This is a genomic window from Kitasatospora sp. NPDC088134 (assembly GCF_044741705.1).
GTDB lineage: Bacteria > Actinomycetota > Actinomycetes > Streptomycetales > Streptomycetaceae > Kitasatospora.
In genome coordinates, this window is record NZ_JBIUTD010000002.1 from 404,789 (window position 1) to 420,783 (window position 15,995).

The following is a 15,995-nucleotide window of genomic DNA, read 5'->3' on the forward strand; positions in this document are numbered from 1 at the left end:
CCGAAGCACAGCAGGGGGCGGCGACCGGTCGACGGAGACCGGTGGCCGCCCCTCGCCATAGGTCGAGGAAGTACCGCAGATGTCTCGCTCCGCCCACCCCGCCGGCCCCCGCCACGGCGACGTGCTGCCCGAGGGCCACTACCAGGCCCCGCCCGCCGACCTGAACGCCCTGGACCCGAAGGTCTGGTCGCGCACCGTGGCCCGGAACGCCGAGGGCGCCGCCACCGTCGGCGGCGTCGACGTGCGCACCCTGGCCGCCGAGTACGGCACCCCCGCGTACGTCCTGGACGAGGCCGACTTCCGGGCCCGCGCCCGGGCCTGGCGGGACGCCTTCGGCGACAGCGCCGACGTGTACTACGCGGGCAAGGCGTTCCTCTCCAAGGCCGTGGTGCGCTGGCTGCACGAGGAGGGCCTGAACGTCGACGTCTGCTCCTCCGGCGAGCTGCACGTGGCGCTGGCGGCCGGCATGCCGGCCGGGCGGATCGCGCTGCACGGCAACAACAAGTCGGTGCAGGAGCTGGAGCAGGCCGTGAAGGCCGGGGTCGGCCACATCGTGGTCGACTCCTACCAGGAGATCGAGCGGCTGGCGGAGATCGCCGAGGCGCAGGGCGTCCGGCAGCCGGTGCTGATCCGGATCACCGTCGGCGTCGAGGCGCACACCCACGAGTTCATCGCCACCGCGCACGAGGACCAGAAGTTCGGCCTCTCGCTCACCGGGGGAGCGGCCGCCGAGGCGGTCCGCCGGGTGCTGGCCGAGCCGGCGCTGGAACTGCGCGGCATCCACTCGCACATCGGCTCGCAGATCTTCGACTTCGCCGGCTTCGAGGTGGCCGCCCGCCGGGTGGTCGGCCTGCTCGCCGAGGTCCGCGACGAGCACGGCGTCGAGCTGCCGGAGATCGACCTCGGCGGCGGCCTCGGCATCGCCTACACCCCCGAGGACGACCCGCGCGAGCCCGCCGAGATCGCCGCCTCGCTCCGCGAGATCGTCCGACGGGAGTGCGCCGCCGCCGAGTTGACGGCCCCGCGGATCTCGGTCGAGCCCGGCCGGGCGATCGTCGGCCCGACCGCGTTCACGCTGTACGAGGTCGGCACCGTCAAGGCGCTGGAGGGACTGCGCACCTACGTCAGCGTGGACGGCGGGATGTCCGACAACATCCGCACCGCGCTGTACGACGCCGAGTACTCGGTGGCGCTGGTCTCCCGCACCAGCGAGGCCGAGCCGATGCTGGTCCGGGTGGTCGGCAAGCACTGCGAGTCCGGCGACATCGTGGTCAAGGACGCCTTCCTGCCCGCCGACCTGGCCCCCGGCGACCTGATCGCGGTGCCCGCCACCGGCGCCTACTGCCGCTCGATGGCGAGCAACTACAACCACGCCCTCAAGCCCCCCGTGCTGGCCGTCGCGGACGGCGCGGCCCGGGTGATCGTGCGCCGCGAGACGGAGGAGGATCTCCTGCGGCTCGATATCGGCTGACGAAATTTTCGTCTCAGAACGTGGACCGGCCGTAGATCCGTGCGGAAAGTCCCGGAGACTGGTACGGACAGGAAGACCCCCGGGGACGACGGAACGCCCCGACGGGGACCGAAGAATGCAGAGCGGAGTCGGATGATGCGTACGCGCCCGCTGAAGGTGGCGTTGCTGGGCTGTGGTGTGGTGGGCTCCGAGGTGGCGCGCATCATGACGACGACGGCCGACGACCTCGCCGCGCGCATCGGCGCCCCGGTCGAGCTGGCCGGCATCGCGGTCCGCCGCGCCGGGCGGGCCCGCCCCGGGGTGCCCGAGCACCTGCTCACCACCGACGCCGAGGCCCTGGTCGGCCGCGGCGACATCGACGTGGTGATCGAGGTGGTGGGCGGCATCGAGCCGTCCAGGTCGCTGCTCCTGAAAGCCTTCGAGAACGGCGCCTCGGTGGTCTCCGCCAACAAGGCGCTGCTCGCCCGGGACGGCGCCGAGCTGCACGCCGCGGCCGCCGCGGCCGGCGTCGACCTCTACTACGAGGCCGCCGTGGCCGGCGCCATCCCGCTGCTCCGCCCGCTGCGCGAATCGCTGGCCGGCGACAAGGTGAACCGGGTGCTCGGCATCGTCAACGGCACCACCAACTTCATCCTCGACAAGATGGACTCCACCGGCGCCGGGTACTCCGAGGCGCTGGAGGAGGCCACCGCGCTCGGCTACGCCGAGGCCGACCCGACCGCCGACGTGGAGGGCTTCGACGCCGCCGCCAAGGCCGCCATCCTGGCCGGGATCGCCTTCCACACCAAGGTCACCGCCGCGGACGTCTACCGCGAGGGCATCACCGAGGTCACCGCGGCCGACATCGCCTCCGCCAAGCAGATGGGCTGCGTGGTCAAGCTGCTGGCGATCTGCGAGCGGGCCGCCGACGGCGCCTCGGTCACCGCCCGGGTGCACCCGGCGATGATCCCGCTCAGCCACCCGCTGGCCTCGGTCCGCGAGGCGTACAACGCGGTCTTCGTCGAGGCCGAGGCGGCCGGCCGGCTGATGTTCTACGGCCCCGGCGCGGGCGGCGCGCCCACCGCCTCCGCCGTCCTCGGCGACCTGGTCGCGGTCTGCCGCAACAAGGTCAACGGCACCACCGGCCCCGGCGACTCGGTCTACGCCGCGCTGCCCGCCAAGCCGATGGACGAGGTGGTCACCCGCTACCACGTCAGCCTGGACGTGGACGACCGCGCGGGCGTGCTCGCCCAGGTCGCCTCGGTCTTCGCCGAGCACGGCGTCTCCATCGACACCGTGCGCCAGCAGGGCCGCGACGGCGACGCCGCGCTCGTCGTGGTCACCCACCGCGCCGCCGACGCCGCCCTGTCGGCGACGGTCGACAAGCTCCGCGCACTGGACAGCGTGCGCGACGTGGCCAGCATCATGCGGGTCGAAGGGGAGTAAGCCGGTATGAACGCCTTTGCCGAAAGCACCGTCCGAGGCAGCCACACCCACCAGTGGCGCGGCCTCATCGAGGAGTACCGCGACCGCCTCCCGGTCAGCGCCTCCACCCCGGTGGTCACCCTGCTGGAGGGCGGCACGCCGCTGGTCCCCGCCCAGGTGCTCTCCGAGCGCACCGGCTGCGAGGTCTACCTCAAGGTCGAGGGCGCCAACCCGACCGGCTCCTTCAAGGACCGCGGGATGACCATGGCCATCTCCAAGGCCAAGGAGGACGGCGCGCAGGCCGTCATCTGCGCGTCCACCGGCAACACCTCCGCCTCCGCCGCCGCCTACGCGGTGCGGGCCGGCATGGTCTCCGCCGTGCTCGTCCCGCAGGGCAAGATCGCCCTCGGCAAGATGGGCCAGGCGCTGGTGCACGGCGCCAAGATCCTCCAGGTCGACGGCAACTTCGACGACTGCCTGACGCTGGCCCGCGAACTCTCCGAGAAGTACCCGGTCGCCCTGGTCAACTCGGTCAACCCGGTGCGCATCGAGGGCCAGAAGACCGCCGCCTTCGAGATCGTCGACATGCTCGGCGACGCCCCCGACCTGCACGTCCTCCCGGTCGGCAACGCGGGCAACATCACCGCCTACTGGAAGGGCTACCGCGAGTACGCGGCGGACGGCCTGGCCACGAAGACCCCCCGGATGTGGGGCTTCCAGGCATCCGGCTCGGCCCCTATTGTGGACGGCGCCCCGGTGCTCAAGCCGCAGACCATCGCCACCGCGATCCGGATCGGCAACCCGGCCTCCTGGGACTACGCGCTCGCCGCCCGGGACGACTCCGGCGGCCTCATCGACAAGGTGACGGACCGCCAGATCCTGTCCGCCTACCGGCTGTTGGCCGCGCAGGAGGGCGTCTTCGTCGAGCCCGCCTCGGCCGCCTCGGTGGCCGGCCTGCTCGCCAAGGCCGAGGCCGGACTGGTCGACCCCGGCCAGCGGATCGTCTGCACCGTCACCGGCAACGGCCTCAAGGACCCGGACTGGGCGGTGGCCGGCGCCCCGCAGCCGCAGATCGTCCCGATCGACCCCGAGACGGCCGCCCGCCGCCTGGGCCTGCTGGACTGACCCCGGCCCCGACTGACCCGGCGTCAACACGGTGAGCGGCGGGCCCACTCCGGGCCCGCCGCTCACGGCGCTTTCAGGTCATCCCACCGGCGGTTTCACGCTGCTCGGGGCAACACGCAAGATCGGAGCCGGGCAGGGTGTACCGCTCTGGAACCTCTCTTCGATACGCTTGACCCCGGCGGGCCGCGCCATGCTGCGCGCTCCTTCGCCCACCCCCGCCGCCGAACCACCGCAGGCCCCGTCGTCCGGGCCGCCTCCCCCACTTTCAGGAGTGTCCACCGCATGGCCGGTCCCGCGTTCCGCGCCGCCGCCGTCCGCGTCCGCGTTCCCGCGACCAGCGCCAACCTCGGCCCCGGCTTCGACGCCTTCGGCCTCGCCCTCGGCCTCTACGACGACGTGGTGGTCCGGGTCGCCGACTCCGGCCTGAGCGTGGACATCGCCGGCGAGGGCGCCGAGAACCTGGCCCGCGACGAGCGCCACCTGGTGGTCCGCTCGATGCGCGCCGCCTTCGACCGACTCGGCGGCCAGCCCCGCGGCCTCGAAGTGGTCTGCGCCAACCGGATACCGCACGGCCGCGGCCTGGGCTCCTCGTCCGCCGCGATCTGCGCCGGCATCGTCGCCGCCCGCGCCGTCACCATCGGCGGCGCCTCCGCCCTCGACGACGACGCGCTGCTGGCCCTCGCCTCCGAGCTGGAGGGCCACCCCGACAACGTCGCGGCCTGCCTGCGCGGCAACTTCACCGTCGCCTGGACGGAGGACGGCGGCGCCCGCACCATCACGCTCGACCCGTCCGACCGGGTGGTTCCGATCGTGTTCGTGCCGTCCACCGAGGTGCTCACCGAGACCGCCCGCGGCCTGCTCCCCAGGACGGTGCCGCTGTCCGACGCCGCGGTCAACGCCGGCCGCGCCGCGCTGCTGGTCGAGGCGCTCACCCGCCGCCCGGAGCTGCTGCTCACCGCCACCGAGGACCGCCTGCACCAGGACTACCGGGCCTCCGCCATGCCGGACAGCGCCGCCCTGGTCGCCGCGCTCCGCTCCGAGGGCGTCCCCGCCGTCATCTCGGGTGCCGGACCGACCGTGCTCGCGCTCACCGACGAGTCCGCCGCCGGCAAGGTGCTGGAGTTCGCCTCCGGCGACCATGAGCACAGTGCGGGGGGGCAGTTCGCGGCCCACCGGCTGGAGTTGGACCGCACCGGCGCCACCGTGCTGCCGCTCGACATGTGAGACGGACACGATTGACAAGCAAAGGGCTGGGGAATGTGTCAGGGGGTAGGTAGTGTTAACCTCATTGCTGCACCAGATGCCCACCGGGCCCGGTGCGACGCTTCCCGATCCCGTTCCCCCGTCCGCACGGGGGCCGGAAGCTCGGGAGCACGATTCTCCGGGAGCCCGCCACACCGCGTACGCAGCCTGCCTGCGCGACTGCGGCCCAACCCGAAGCCGTGACGGCACCTGACTCCCACCCCCGGCCTCCGCACTGAGGCCATGCCGGGCGGGTCCGCAGTGCCGCCGCGCGACGGGGGCCCGGGCATCGAACAGGCGCAGCGAGGTCGGCACGGAAACCGGCCGTCCGCGCCGCTTCGCACCACAGTGCACCGCACTCCGCAGCTCCTCGGAAGGACCAGCCTTCCGCAGGAATCCAGCCCCTGACCAGCGCAAAGAGACGCCGGTCAGGACAGCACAACCGGTCGCCGTGCCAGACAGGCCGACGTCCGCTCCAGGGAAGGACCCTTAGTGAGCGACACCACCGATCTGATGGGCGCGCGCCCGGACGCCGAGGCGTCGGACGCAGCCGCCGCCCCCGCGGCTCCGGCGCGACGCCGTCGTACCGCCGCCGCCGGCCTGGACGGCCTGGTCCTGGCCGAGCTGCAGAAGCTCGCCTCGACGCTCGGCATCAGCGGTACCGGGCGGCTGCGCAAGAGCCAGCTGATCGAGGCCATCAAGGAGAAGAGCGGCGGGGACCCGCTGCTCGCGGGCGCTTCCGCCCCCGCCGCTCCGGCCGCCAAGAAGACCGCCAAGGCCGCTGCCCCCGCCGCCGAGGCCGCCCCGGCCACCGCGGCTGCCCCGGTGGCCACGGACGAGAAGCCGGCCCGCCGGACCCGCGCCGCCGCGGCCGCCGAGCCGCAGGCGCAGATCGAGATCCCGGTGCAGGCCGCCGCCGAGACCGCGGCCGCCACCGCCCGGGCCGAGCGCCCGCGCCGCCGCGCCACCGCGGCCGCCGGCGCCCCGACCGCCGAGGCCCAGGCCGCCACCGCCGTCGAGACGGCGGCCCCCGCCGCCGAGGCCAAGGCCGAGACCCAGCGCCCGGCCGCCGCCGAGGGCGACTCCCGCCCCGAGCGCCGCGACCGCCGGGACCGGCGCGACCGCCGCGAGGGCGGCGAGCGCCCCGAGGCCGCCGCCGGCGACAGCGACAGCGAGATCCGCGAGTCCCGCCGGGACCGCCGCAACCGCCGCGAGCGCGACCGCGCCGACCGGCAGGGCGGCGGCCAGCAGCAGGACGGCGGCCAGTCCCGCCAGCAGAACCAGCAGAACAACAACCAGCAGCAGGGCGGCGCTCAGCAGCAGCAGGGCGGCGGCCAGCAGCAGGGCGGTTACGACGACGACGAGTTCGGCGACGGCCGCCGCGGCCGCCGCGGCCGGTACCGGGACCGCCGGGGCCGCCGCCGCGACGGCTTCGAGGGCACCACCGGCCCCGAGGTCCCGCTGAGCGACGACGACGTCCTGATCCCCGTCGCGGGCATCCTGGACATCCTCGACAACTACGCCTTCGTCCGGACCTCCGGCTACCTGCCCGGCCAGAACGACGTCTACGTCTCGCTGGCCCAGGTCCGCAAGCACGGCCTGCGCAAGGGCGACGCCATCACCGGCGCGGTCCGCCAGCCGAAGGACGGCGAGCGCCGCGAGAAGTTCAACGCCATGGTGCGGCTGGACTCCGTCAACGGCATGGACCCGGACAGCGGCCGCGGCCGCCCCGAGTTCGGCAAGCTGACCCCGCTGTACCCGCAGGAGCGCCTGCGCCTGGAGACCGACCCGGGCGTGCTGACCACCCGGATCATCGACCTGGTGTCGCCGATCGGCAAGGGCCAGCGCGGTCTGATCGTGGCCCCGCCGAAGACCGGCAAGACCATGATCATGCAGGCGATCGCCAACGCGATCACCCACAACAACCCCGAGTGCCACCTGATGGTCGTCCTGGTCGACGAGCGTCCGGAAGAGGTCACCGACATGCAGCGGTCGGTGAAGGGCGAGGTCATCTCCTCGACCTTCGACCGCCCCGCCGAGGACCACACCACGGTCGCCGAGCTCGCCATCGAGCGCGCCAAGCGCCTGGTGGAGCTGGGCCACGACGTGGTGATCCTGCTGGACTCGATCACCCGCCTGGGCCGCGCCTACAACCTGGCGGCGCCCGCCTCCGGCCGCATCCTGTCCGGTGGTGTCGACTCGACCGCGCTCTACCCGCCGAAGAAGTTCTTCGGCGCCGCGCGCAACATCGAGAACGGCGGCTCGCTGACCATCCTCGCCACCGCGCTGGTCGACACCGGCTCCCGGATGGACGAGGTGATCTTCGAGGAGTTCAAGGGCACCGGCAACATGGAGCTCAAGCTCGACCGGAAGCTCTCGGACAAGCGCATCTTCCCCTCCGTCGACGTGGACGCCTCCGGCACCCGCAAGGAGGAGATCCTGCTCGGCCACGAGGAGCTGGCGATCACCTGGAAGCTCCGCCGCGTCCTGCACGCGCTGGACTCCCAGCAGGCGATCGAGCTGCTGCTGGACAAGATGAAGCAGACCAAGTCGAACGCCGAGTTCCTGATGCAGATCGCCAAGAACACCCCGGGCTCGGGCGACTGACGCCCGCACCGCCCCACCGGAACCCCGCACCGCCCCCGGGCCGTGCGGGGTTCCGCGTTCTCCGGCACCCGGCCGCCGGACCGGCCGGTCACTTATGCTCGAAAGGTCGCGTTCAGGGCGAAATGAGGCGAAATGTCCGAGGAACGGAAGAACCGCACCCCGCGCCGCCGCGCCGTGCGGATCGCGTTGTTCGCGCTGGCCGGCCTCGTCCTGGTCGGCGCCGCACTGGGCGGGATCGCCTACTGGAAGCTGAACCGGAACATCCGCAGCGTCGACATCGCCGGGCAGCTCGGCACCGCCCGGCCGCCTGCCTCCACCGGGGGTGCCTTCAACCTGCTGGTGCTGGGCTCCGACTCGCGGGCCGGCTCCAACGGGAACCTGGCCGGCGGCGACACCGGCGGCACCGCCCGCTCCGACACCGCGATGGTGGTGCACGTCAACCAGGCGCACACCGCCGCCGCCGTGGTCTCGATACCGCGCGACACCCTGGTGCCCCGCCCGGTCTGCACCTCCGCCGACGGCAAGCAGGTCGCCGCCGCCCGCAGCGCGATGTTCAACTCCGCCTACGAGGTCGGTGGCCCGGCCTGCGCCGTGAAGACCGCCGAGCAGCTCACCGGGATGCGGATGGACCACTTCGTCGAGGTGGACTTCGCCGGCTTCGCCGCGCTGATCGACGCCATCGGCGGGGTGGACGTCACCACCACGGTCGCCATCGACGACAAGGACAGCGGCCTGCACCTGGACGCCGGCACCCACCACCTGGGCGGGCAGCAGGCGCTGGCCTTCGTCCGCACCCGGCACGGCGTCGGCGACGGCAGCGACCTGGGCCGGATCGAGCTGCAGAAGGAGATGGTCCGGGCGATGCTCGGGCAGGTCGGCTCGCTCGGCCTGGGCACGAACCCGGTGGCGATGTGGGGCCTCGGCGACAAGCTGACCAAGGCCCTGACCACCGACTCCGACCTGGCCTCGGTCAGCTCGCTGGTGGGCCTCGCGCAGACCGTGAAGAAGATCGGCCCGGACCAGCTCACCATGGTCACCCTGCCGGTGGTGTACGCCCCCGGCGACCCCAACCGGGTCGTCCCCAAGGCCCCCGAGGCGGCCCAGCTCTGGACGGCGCTGCGGGCCGACCAGGAGGTGCCGCGCGCGGTGGTCGAGCAGCAGCCGACCAACCCGGCGGCCGCCGCCCCGTCCGCCGCCCCGGCCGCTGCGGCGAGTGCCCGGAGCACGGAATAGGACGAACCGCCACCCGGTTTGGGAAGAAGCGGGCAGTGCTGGCACACTGGTCCGTCGGTCCCGGTTCACGTGCGGCTGTCCAAGGCCGCCGACCCGGTGCCCTCCCGATCAGCTAGGAGAATCCCTTGAAGTCCAACGTTCACCCGGAGTACGTGCTCACCAAGGTGACCTGCACCTGTGGCAACGAGTTCACCACCCGCTCCACCGAGACCAGTGGCGAGATCCGCGCCGAGGTCTGCTCGAACTGCCACCCGTTCTACACCGGCAAGCAGAAGATCCTCGACACCGGTGGCCGCGTCGCCCGCTTCGAGGCGCGCTTCGGCAAGAAGCTCTCCGGCGGCAAGGCCTAGCGCTTCCACGGCGCCGGTCTCGGACGTTCCCGTGCTCTGCACGGGGCGTCCGGGCCGGCGCCGTTCGCGTCCCTCCCCGACATCCCCCTCCGCCGCCGCGGCGCACCCCCAACGGAAGTAGGCCGATCCGATGTTCGAGGCAGTCGAAGAGCTCCTCGTCGAGCACGCCGACCTCGAGAAGAGGCTGGCCGACCCGTCCGTGCACGCCGACCAGGCGAACGCCCGCAAGCTGGCCAAGCGGTACGCCGAGCTGACCCCGATCACCCGGACGTACCTGGCCTGGAAGCAGGCCGGCGAGGACATCGCCACGGCGCGCGAACTCGCCGCCGAGGACCCCGACTTCATCGCCGAGGCGAAGGCGTCCGAGGCCCGGCAGGAGGAGCTGACCGAGGAGCTGCGGCTGCTGCTGGTGCCGCGCGACCCCAACGACGACAAGGACGTCATCCTGGAGGTCAAGGCCGGCGAGGGCGGCGAGGAGTCCGCGCTGTTCGCCGGCGACCTGCTGCGGATGTACCTGCGCTACGCGGAGCGGCTCGGCTGGAAGACCGAGATCATCGACGCCAACGAGTCCGACCTCGGCGGCTACAAGGACGTCTCGGTGGCGGTCAAGACGCGCGGCACGACCGAGCCCGGCCAGGGCGTCTGGGCCCGGCTGAAGTACGAGGGCGGCGTGCACCGGGTCCAGCGGGTCCCCGCGACCGAGTCGCAGGGCCGCATCCACACCTCCGCCGCGGGCGTGCTGGTCACCCCGGAGGCCGAGGAGGTCGAGGTCGAGATCCACGCCAACGACCTGCGGATCGACGTCTACCGCTCCTCCGGCCCCGGCGGGCAGTCGGTGAACACCACCGACTCCGCGGTCCGGATCACCCACCTGCCGACCGGTATCGTGGCGTCCTGCCAGAACGAGAAGAGCCAGCTGCAGAACAAGGAGCAGGCGATGCGCATCCTGCGCTCGCGGCTGCTGGCCGCCGCCCAGGAGGAGGCCGAGCGGGAGGCGTCCGACGCCCGCCGCAGCCAGGTGCGCACCGTGGACCGCTCCGAGCGCATCCGGACGTACAACTTCCCGGAGAACCGCATCTCCGACCACCGCACCGGGTTCAAGTCCTACAACCTCGACCAGGTGCTGGACGGTGAACTCAACGCGGTGATCCAGTCCTGCGTGGACGCCGACGCCGCGGCCAAGCTGGCCGCCGCCCAGGAGAACTGAGCCTAAGGGGCCCGAGGGATGAACCTGCTGCTCGCCGAGGTGGCCCAGGCCACCCAGCGCCTGGCCGCGGCCGGCGTGCCCTCGCCGCGCTTCGACGCCGAGGAGCTGGCGGCGCACACCCACGGGGTGAAGCGCAGCCAGCTGCACACCGTGCCGGACGGCGACTTCGACGTCCGGTACTGGGAGGCGGTCTCCCGGCGCGAGCAGCGCGAACCGCTCCAGCACATCACCGGGCGGGCGTTCTTCCGCTACCTCGAACTCGAGGTCGGCCCCGGGGTGTTCGTCCCCCGGCCGGAGACCGAGTCGGTGGTGGAGTGGGCAATAGACGCGGTCCGCGCGATGGACGTGGCCGAGCCGCTGGTGGTCGACCTGTGCACCGGCTCCGGGGCGATCGCGCTGGCCCTCGCGCAGGAGCTGCCGCGCTCCACCGTGCACGCCTTCGAGCTGGACGAGGGCGCGATCGCCTACACCCGCCGCAACGTCGAGGCCAGCCCCGACCGGGCCCGGGTGCACCTGCACCAGGGCGACGCCACCAAGGCGTTCGCCGACGACCGGGGCTGGGACGGCCGGTTCGACCTGGTGATCAGCAACCCGCCGTACATCCCGCTCACCGAGTGGGAGTACGTGGCCCCCGAGGCCCGCGACCACGACCCGCAGATGTCGCTGTTCTCCGGCGAGGACGGCCTGGACACCATCCGCGGCATCGAGCGGGTCGCCGCCCGGCTGCTGCGGCCCGGCGGCGCGGTGGTGATCGAGCACGCGGACACCCAGGGCGGCCAGGTCCCGTGGATCTTCCGCGAGGAGAGCGGCTGGACGGACGCCGCCGACCACCGGGACCTGAACAACCGGCCCCGCTTCACGACAGCCCGAAGGGCGTCGTTGTGAACAGCAAGCACAGCACGACAGCCCGAAGGGCTTCGTTGTGAACAGCGGGCACAGCACCACAGCCCGTCGCGCTTCGCACTGAGTACCACCACCACCGGAAGGGGATTGCTCCGATGAGCCGCCGATACGACTGCTCCGATGCCCAGGACCGTGCGAGCGGTCTGCGCGAGGCCGCCACGGCGATCCGCCGGGGCGAGCTGGTGGTGCTGCCGACCGACACGCTGTACGGCCTCGGGGCGGACGCCTTCTCGCCGGAGGCGGTCGGTGCGCTGCTGGACGCCAAGGGCCGGGGCCGCAACATGCCCTCGCCGGTGCTGGTCGGCTCGCCGACCACGCTGCACGGGCTGGTCACCGACTTCTCCGAGCAGGCATGGGAGCTGGTGGACGCGTTCTGGCCGGGCGGGCTGACCCTGGTGGCCCGGCACCAGCCCTCGCTGCGCTGGGACCTGGGCGAGACCCGGGGCACCGTCGCGGTCCGGATGCCGCTGCACCCGGTCGCGCTGGAGCTGCTGAACGCCACCGGCCCGCTCGCGGTCTCCTCCGCGAACAAGACCGGCGGCCCGTCCCCGGCCACCTGTGACGAGGCCGAGGTGCAGCTCGGCGACGCGGTGTCGATCTACCTCGACGGGGGGAGGGCCGACCACGCCACGGCCTCCACCATCGTCGACGTCACCGGCAAGGTGCCGGTGGTGCTGCGGGCGGGCGCGATCAGCGTCGAGCAGCTGAGGGAGGTCGCTCCGGACGTGGAGGCCGGCAGTTGACCCCCTCCGCACCGTTGTACGGGGCGGGCGGCGTCCTGGCGCCGCCCGCCCAGCCGGGGCCGCTCCCGCTGGACACCTTCCGCATCCTGTTCGTCTGCACCGGCAACATCTGCCGCTCGCCGATCGCCGAGCGGCTGGCCCGGCTGGAGCTGGACTCCCGGCTCGGCGTCCGGGTCGGCGGCCGGATCATGGTGGAGAGCGCCGGCACCTGGGGCCACGAGGGTGCCCCGATGGAGGCGCACGCGGCGACGGTGCTCGGCGAGTACGGCGCGGACAGTGCCGGCTTCGCCGGGCGGGAGCTGCTGGACGAGCACGTGATCGACGCCGACCTGGTGCTGACCGCGACCCTGGACCACCGGGCGCAGGTCATCTCGATGGGGCACGCGGCGGGGCTGCGCACCTTCACGCTCAAGGAGTTCACCCGGCTGGTGCAGAGGGTCGACCCGCGGGTGCTGCCGGACGCCCGGGAGGGCGCGCGGCTGACCGAACGCGCCCGCGCACTGGTCCGCGCGGCCGCCGCCCTGCGGGGCTGGCTGCTGGCCGCGTCCCCCGAGTCGGACGAGCTGCGGGACCCGTACGGCGCCCCGATCGGGATGTTCCGCAACTGCGGCGAGGAGATATTCGACGCGCTGGACCCGGTGGTGACCGCGCTGACGGGCGTGGACCGCTGAGTTGAGCGCCCCCCACTAAAGTTTCGGTGGGGGATTTGTGAAGACTGCGTGCGCGGCCGGTGCAGGTGGCCGGAACGGCGCAAGCGGCCGCGCGCGGGCGGGCCGGGTGGGGGGGACCGACCTAGGCTGGAAGGATCTGCCCGCACCGGCCCCGCGCCCTCGGCCGGGGACCCCCACCCGGGAGCCGCACCATGACGGTCGCCGACGCCCCACACGTCCACCGGGAGGCCGCTGAGGCGGCCGGAGCCACCGAGGCCGCCGCGGCCCTGCGCGCGGCCGATCCGCTGGTCGCCGACCTGCTCACCGCCGAGGCCGAGCGCCGGGCCGACTCGCTGCAGCTGCTGGCCGGCGAGAACCTGGCCACCCCCGCCGTGCTGGCCGCGCTGGCCGGCCCGCTGGCCGACAAGTACGCCGAGGGCTACCCGGGCCGGCGGCACCACACCGGCTGCGGGCCCGCCGACACCGTCGAGCTGCTGGCCGTCGACCGGGCCCGCGCCCTGTTCGCCGCCCCGCACGCCAACGTCCAGCCCCGGTCCGGGACTTCGGCCATGCTGGCGGCCTACGCGGCGCTGCTGCGGCCGGGCGACGCGGTGCTCGCGATGTCGCTGGAGCACGGCGGCCACCTGAGCGCCGGGTCGACCGCCAACTTCTCCGGCCGCTGGTTCCGCTTCCACGGCTACGGGGTGCGCGCGGAGGACGGCCTGATCGACCTGGAGCAGGTCCGCCGGCTGGCCCGCGAGCACCGGCCGAAGGCGATCGTGGCGGGCGGCATCTCCTACCCCCGGCAGATCGACTGGGCCGCGTTCCGGGAGATCGCCGACGAGGTGGACGCCTACCTGATCGCCGCCGCCGGGCAGCTGACCGGCCTGGTGGCGGCCGGGGCGGTGCCCTCCCCGGTGCCGTACGCGGACGTCACCGTGGCGGCCACCCACAAGCTGCTGCGCGGCCCGCGCGGCGGCCTGCTGCTGTGCGGCGCGGCGCTGGCCGACCGGGTCGACCGGGCGGTGTTCCCGTTCACCCAGGGCGGGGCGGCGATGAACGAGGTGGCGGCGAAGGCGGTGGCGCTCGCCCAGGCCGCGACGCCCGCCTTCGCCGACTACGTCCGGCGGGCGGTGTCCGGCGCCCGGGCGCTGGCCGCCGCGCTGGCCGCGGCGGGGGCCGCACCGCTCACCGGCGGCACCGACACCCACCTGGTGACGGCCGCGGTCGGCGCCCTCGGGCTGACTGGCGTGGAGGCCGAACGGCGCTGCGCCGCCGCGGGGTTGATGCTCGGCCGGTGCGCCGTCCCGGACGACCCCGCGCCGCCCGCCGAGACCTCCGGCATCCGGCTGGGCACCGGGACGTGCGCCGCCCAGGGGATGGGGGAGACGGAGCTGGCCGAGGTCGGCGAACTGCTCGGGCGGGTGCTCGCGGGCGGCGACCCGGGGCCGGTCCGGGCCCGGGCGCGGGAGCTGGCGCGGGCCTTCGCCGGGCGCGGCTGAGGAAGCCGGGGGCGGTCCGGGCGAACCGCGGTGCACGGGCACGGCGTCGGAGTCAATAAGGTGTGCTCCGTGGCGACGCACCTCGAACCCCGAAGCAGCGCGGGAGTACCCTGCGTACTCGTCCGTCGGAGCGCGACCCTGGAGGCCGGTGGTGCGTGAGTATCTGCTGGTCCTGTTCGTCTCGGCGGCGGTGACCTACCTGTTGGTCGGACCGGTCCGGAAGTTCGCCATCGCGGCCGGCGCGATGCCCGCCGTCCGGGCGCGCGACGTGCACCGCGAGCCGACGCCCCGGCTGGGCGGCATCGCGATGTTCGGCGGCCTGCTGGCCGGCCTGCTGGCGGCGTCCCAACTGACCAACCTGGGGCGGATGTTCGTGCAGAGCGCGGACATCAAGGCGCTGCTCTGCGGGGCCGGGATCATGTTCGTGCTGGGCGTCCTGGACGACAAGTGGGGCGTGGACGCGCTGGTGAAGCTCGGCGGCCAGATGATCGCCGCCGGCGTGATGGTCTGGCAGGGCGTCACCGTCATCTCGATCCCGGTGCCCGGCTACGGCCCGGTCGCGGTCACCCCGACCCAGGGCATGATCATCTCGGTCACCCTGGTGGTGGTGATGGTCAACGCGGTGAACTTCATCGACGGCCTGGACGGCCTGGCGGCCGGCATGGTCTGCATCGCCGCGATGGCCTTCTTCCTGTACTCGTACCGGCTCTGGCTCGGCTACGGGATCAACGACGCGGCCCCGGCCGCGCTGTTCAGCGCGGTGCTGATCGGGATGTGCCTGGGCTTCCTGCCGCACAACCTGCACCCGGCGCGGATCTTCATGGGCGACTCCGGCTCGATGATGCTGGGCCTGATGCTGGCGGTCGCCGCGATCTCGATCACCGGCCGGGTCGACCCCGACCTGATCACCGACCGGACCGGGTCGAAGACCCTCACCGTGCACGCCCTGGTGCCGATCTACATCCCGCTGATCCTGCCGCTGACGGTGATCGCGCTGCCGCTGGCCGACCTGCTGCTGGCCGTGGTGCGCCGCACCTGGGCGGGCCGCTCGCCGTTCGCCGCGGACAAGCAGCACCTGCACCACCGGCTGCTGGAGGTCGGGCACTCGCACAGCCGGGCCGTGCTGATCATGTACTTCTGGGCCGCGCTGATCGCCTTCGGCACCGTCGCGGTCTCGGTCACCAACACCGGCCGGACGGTGATCCTGGCGATGGCGGGCCTGTGCCTGCTGGGCCTGGGCGTGCTGCTGATGCCGCGCTTCAAGCCGCGGGCGCCCAAGGCCGTCCAGCCCTTCGTGCCGCCGCGCTACCGGGACGCGGGGGAGGCCGGGGAGCCGGAGGCGGCGGCCGCGGCGGCCGGGGAGCCCACGACGCCGGCGATGGCCGAGCTGTCGGCGGAGGACAAGGCGATGCTGGGGCGGCTGGGGACCGGCGCGACGGCCGTCGGGCCGCGCGGCGAGCGGCGCTCCTGACGGGGCGTCAACTGCCGCTGGGCCGTTCGGCGGCGCCCGTTCGGCGGCACTTGTCGGCTCTTGGTGTGACAGGTGCCACACGTTCAT

13 protein-coding genes are annotated in these 15,995 nt (G+C 73.5%); all 13 read left to right on the forward strand.

The window, feature by feature from the left end; genetic code table 11:
* Positions 1-79 precede the first annotated feature (79 nt).
* The 13 genes from lysA to ACIOHG_RS05445 all read left to right on the forward strand — a co-directional run bounded on the left by lysA (position 80) and on the right by ACIOHG_RS05445 (position 15,908).
* Positions 80-1,471 carry a diaminopimelate decarboxylase gene (gene lysA, locus ACIOHG_RS05385; protein WP_400945535.1) on the forward strand — a complete coding sequence of 464 codons (1,392 nt, stop codon included), beginning with the start codon at positions 80-82 and terminating at the stop codon, positions 1,469-1,471.
* Between the two features lie 132 nt (positions 1,472-1,603).
* Complete coding sequence (locus ACIOHG_RS05390; RefSeq protein WP_400945538.1) at positions 1,604-2,896, forward strand: homoserine dehydrogenase; 1,293 nt, start codon at positions 1,604-1,606, stop codon at positions 2,894-2,896.
* A gap of 6 nt (positions 2,897-2,902) precedes the next feature.
* Positions 2,903-4,000 carry a threonine synthase gene (gene thrC, locus ACIOHG_RS05395; protein WP_400945540.1) on the forward strand — a complete coding sequence of 366 codons (1,098 nt, stop codon included), beginning with the start codon at positions 2,903-2,905 and terminating at the stop codon, positions 3,998-4,000.
* Positions 4,001-4,282: 282 nt separating this feature from the next.
* On the forward strand, positions 4,283-5,224 hold the full coding sequence (gene thrB / locus ACIOHG_RS05400) for a homoserine kinase (RefSeq protein WP_400945542.1): 942 nt from the start codon (positions 4,283-4,285) through the stop codon (positions 5,222-5,224).
* Positions 5,225-5,734: 510 nt separating this feature from the next.
* Positions 5,735-7,849, forward strand: coding sequence for a transcription termination factor Rho (rho, locus tag ACIOHG_RS05405; RefSeq protein WP_400945544.1), 2,115 nt, complete (start codon positions 5,735-5,737; stop codon positions 7,847-7,849).
* 132 nt (positions 7,850-7,981) lie between these two features.
* Positions 7,982-9,082 (forward strand): LCP family protein, encoded by a 1,101-nt coding sequence (locus ACIOHG_RS05410; protein WP_400945547.1) that lies wholly within the window; start codon positions 7,982-7,984, stop codon positions 9,080-9,082.
* Between the two features lie 125 nt (positions 9,083-9,207).
* Positions 9,208-9,432 (forward strand): 50S ribosomal protein L31, encoded by a 225-nt coding sequence (rpmE, locus tag ACIOHG_RS05415; protein ID WP_033214688.1) that lies wholly within the window; start codon positions 9,208-9,210, stop codon positions 9,430-9,432.
* A gap of 130 nt (positions 9,433-9,562) precedes the next feature.
* Positions 9,563-10,639 carry a peptide chain release factor 1 gene (gene prfA, locus ACIOHG_RS05420; protein WP_400945549.1) on the forward strand — a complete coding sequence of 359 codons (1,077 nt, stop codon included), beginning with the start codon at positions 9,563-9,565 and terminating at the stop codon, positions 10,637-10,639.
* Between the two features lie 18 nt (positions 10,640-10,657).
* A complete protein-coding gene (gene prmC, locus ACIOHG_RS05425) occupies positions 10,658-11,524 on the forward strand; it encodes a peptide chain release factor N(5)-glutamine methyltransferase (RefSeq protein ID WP_400715805.1) in 867 nt (288 codons plus the stop codon).
* Positions 11,525-11,637: 113 nt separating this feature from the next.
* Positions 11,638-12,285 (forward strand): L-threonylcarbamoyladenylate synthase, encoded by a 648-nt coding sequence (locus tag ACIOHG_RS05430; RefSeq protein WP_400945552.1) that lies wholly within the window; start codon positions 11,638-11,640, stop codon positions 12,283-12,285.
* A gap of 14 nt (positions 12,286-12,299) precedes the next feature.
* Positions 12,300-12,956, forward strand: coding sequence for a protein-tyrosine-phosphatase (locus ACIOHG_RS05435; protein ID WP_400945768.1), 657 nt, complete (start codon positions 12,300-12,302; stop codon positions 12,954-12,956).
* Positions 12,957-13,147: 191 nt separating this feature from the next.
* Positions 13,148-14,437 (forward strand): serine hydroxymethyltransferase, encoded by a 1,290-nt coding sequence (gene glyA, locus ACIOHG_RS05440; RefSeq protein WP_400945554.1) that lies wholly within the window; start codon positions 13,148-13,150, stop codon positions 14,435-14,437.
* Positions 14,438-14,588: 151 nt separating this feature from the next.
* Entirely contained in the window at positions 14,589-15,908 is a 1,320-nt protein-coding gene (locus tag ACIOHG_RS05445) for an MraY family glycosyltransferase (protein ID WP_400945556.1), read from the forward strand.
* The last annotated feature ends 87 nt before the right edge of the window (positions 15,909-15,995 follow it).

Coding starts and splice junctions, on each gene's coding strand:
- lysA (WP_400945535.1), top strand. CDS start 80: ATGTCTCGCTCCGCCCACCCCGCCGGCCCCCGCCACGGCGACGTGCTG.
- ACIOHG_RS05390 (WP_400945538.1), top strand. CDS start 1,604: ATGATGCGTACGCGCCCGCTGAAGGTGGCGTTGCTGGGCTGTGGTGTG.
- thrC (WP_400945540.1), top strand. CDS start 2,903: ATGAACGCCTTTGCCGAAAGCACCGTCCGAGGCAGCCACACCCACCAG.
- thrB (WP_400945542.1), top strand. CDS start 4,283: ATGGCCGGTCCCGCGTTCCGCGCCGCCGCCGTCCGCGTCCGCGTTCCC.
- ACIOHG_RS05410 (WP_400945547.1), top strand. CDS start 7,982: ATGTCCGAGGAACGGAAGAACCGCACCCCGCGCCGCCGCGCCGTGCGG.
- prfA (WP_400945549.1), top strand. CDS start 9,563: ATGTTCGAGGCAGTCGAAGAGCTCCTCGTCGAGCACGCCGACCTCGAG.
- prmC (WP_400715805.1), top strand. CDS start 10,658: ATGAACCTGCTGCTCGCCGAGGTGGCCCAGGCCACCCAGCGCCTGGCC.
- ACIOHG_RS05430 (WP_400945552.1), top strand. CDS start 11,638: ATGAGCCGCCGATACGACTGCTCCGATGCCCAGGACCGTGCGAGCGGT.
- glyA (WP_400945554.1), top strand. CDS start 13,148: ATGACGGTCGCCGACGCCCCACACGTCCACCGGGAGGCCGCTGAGGCG.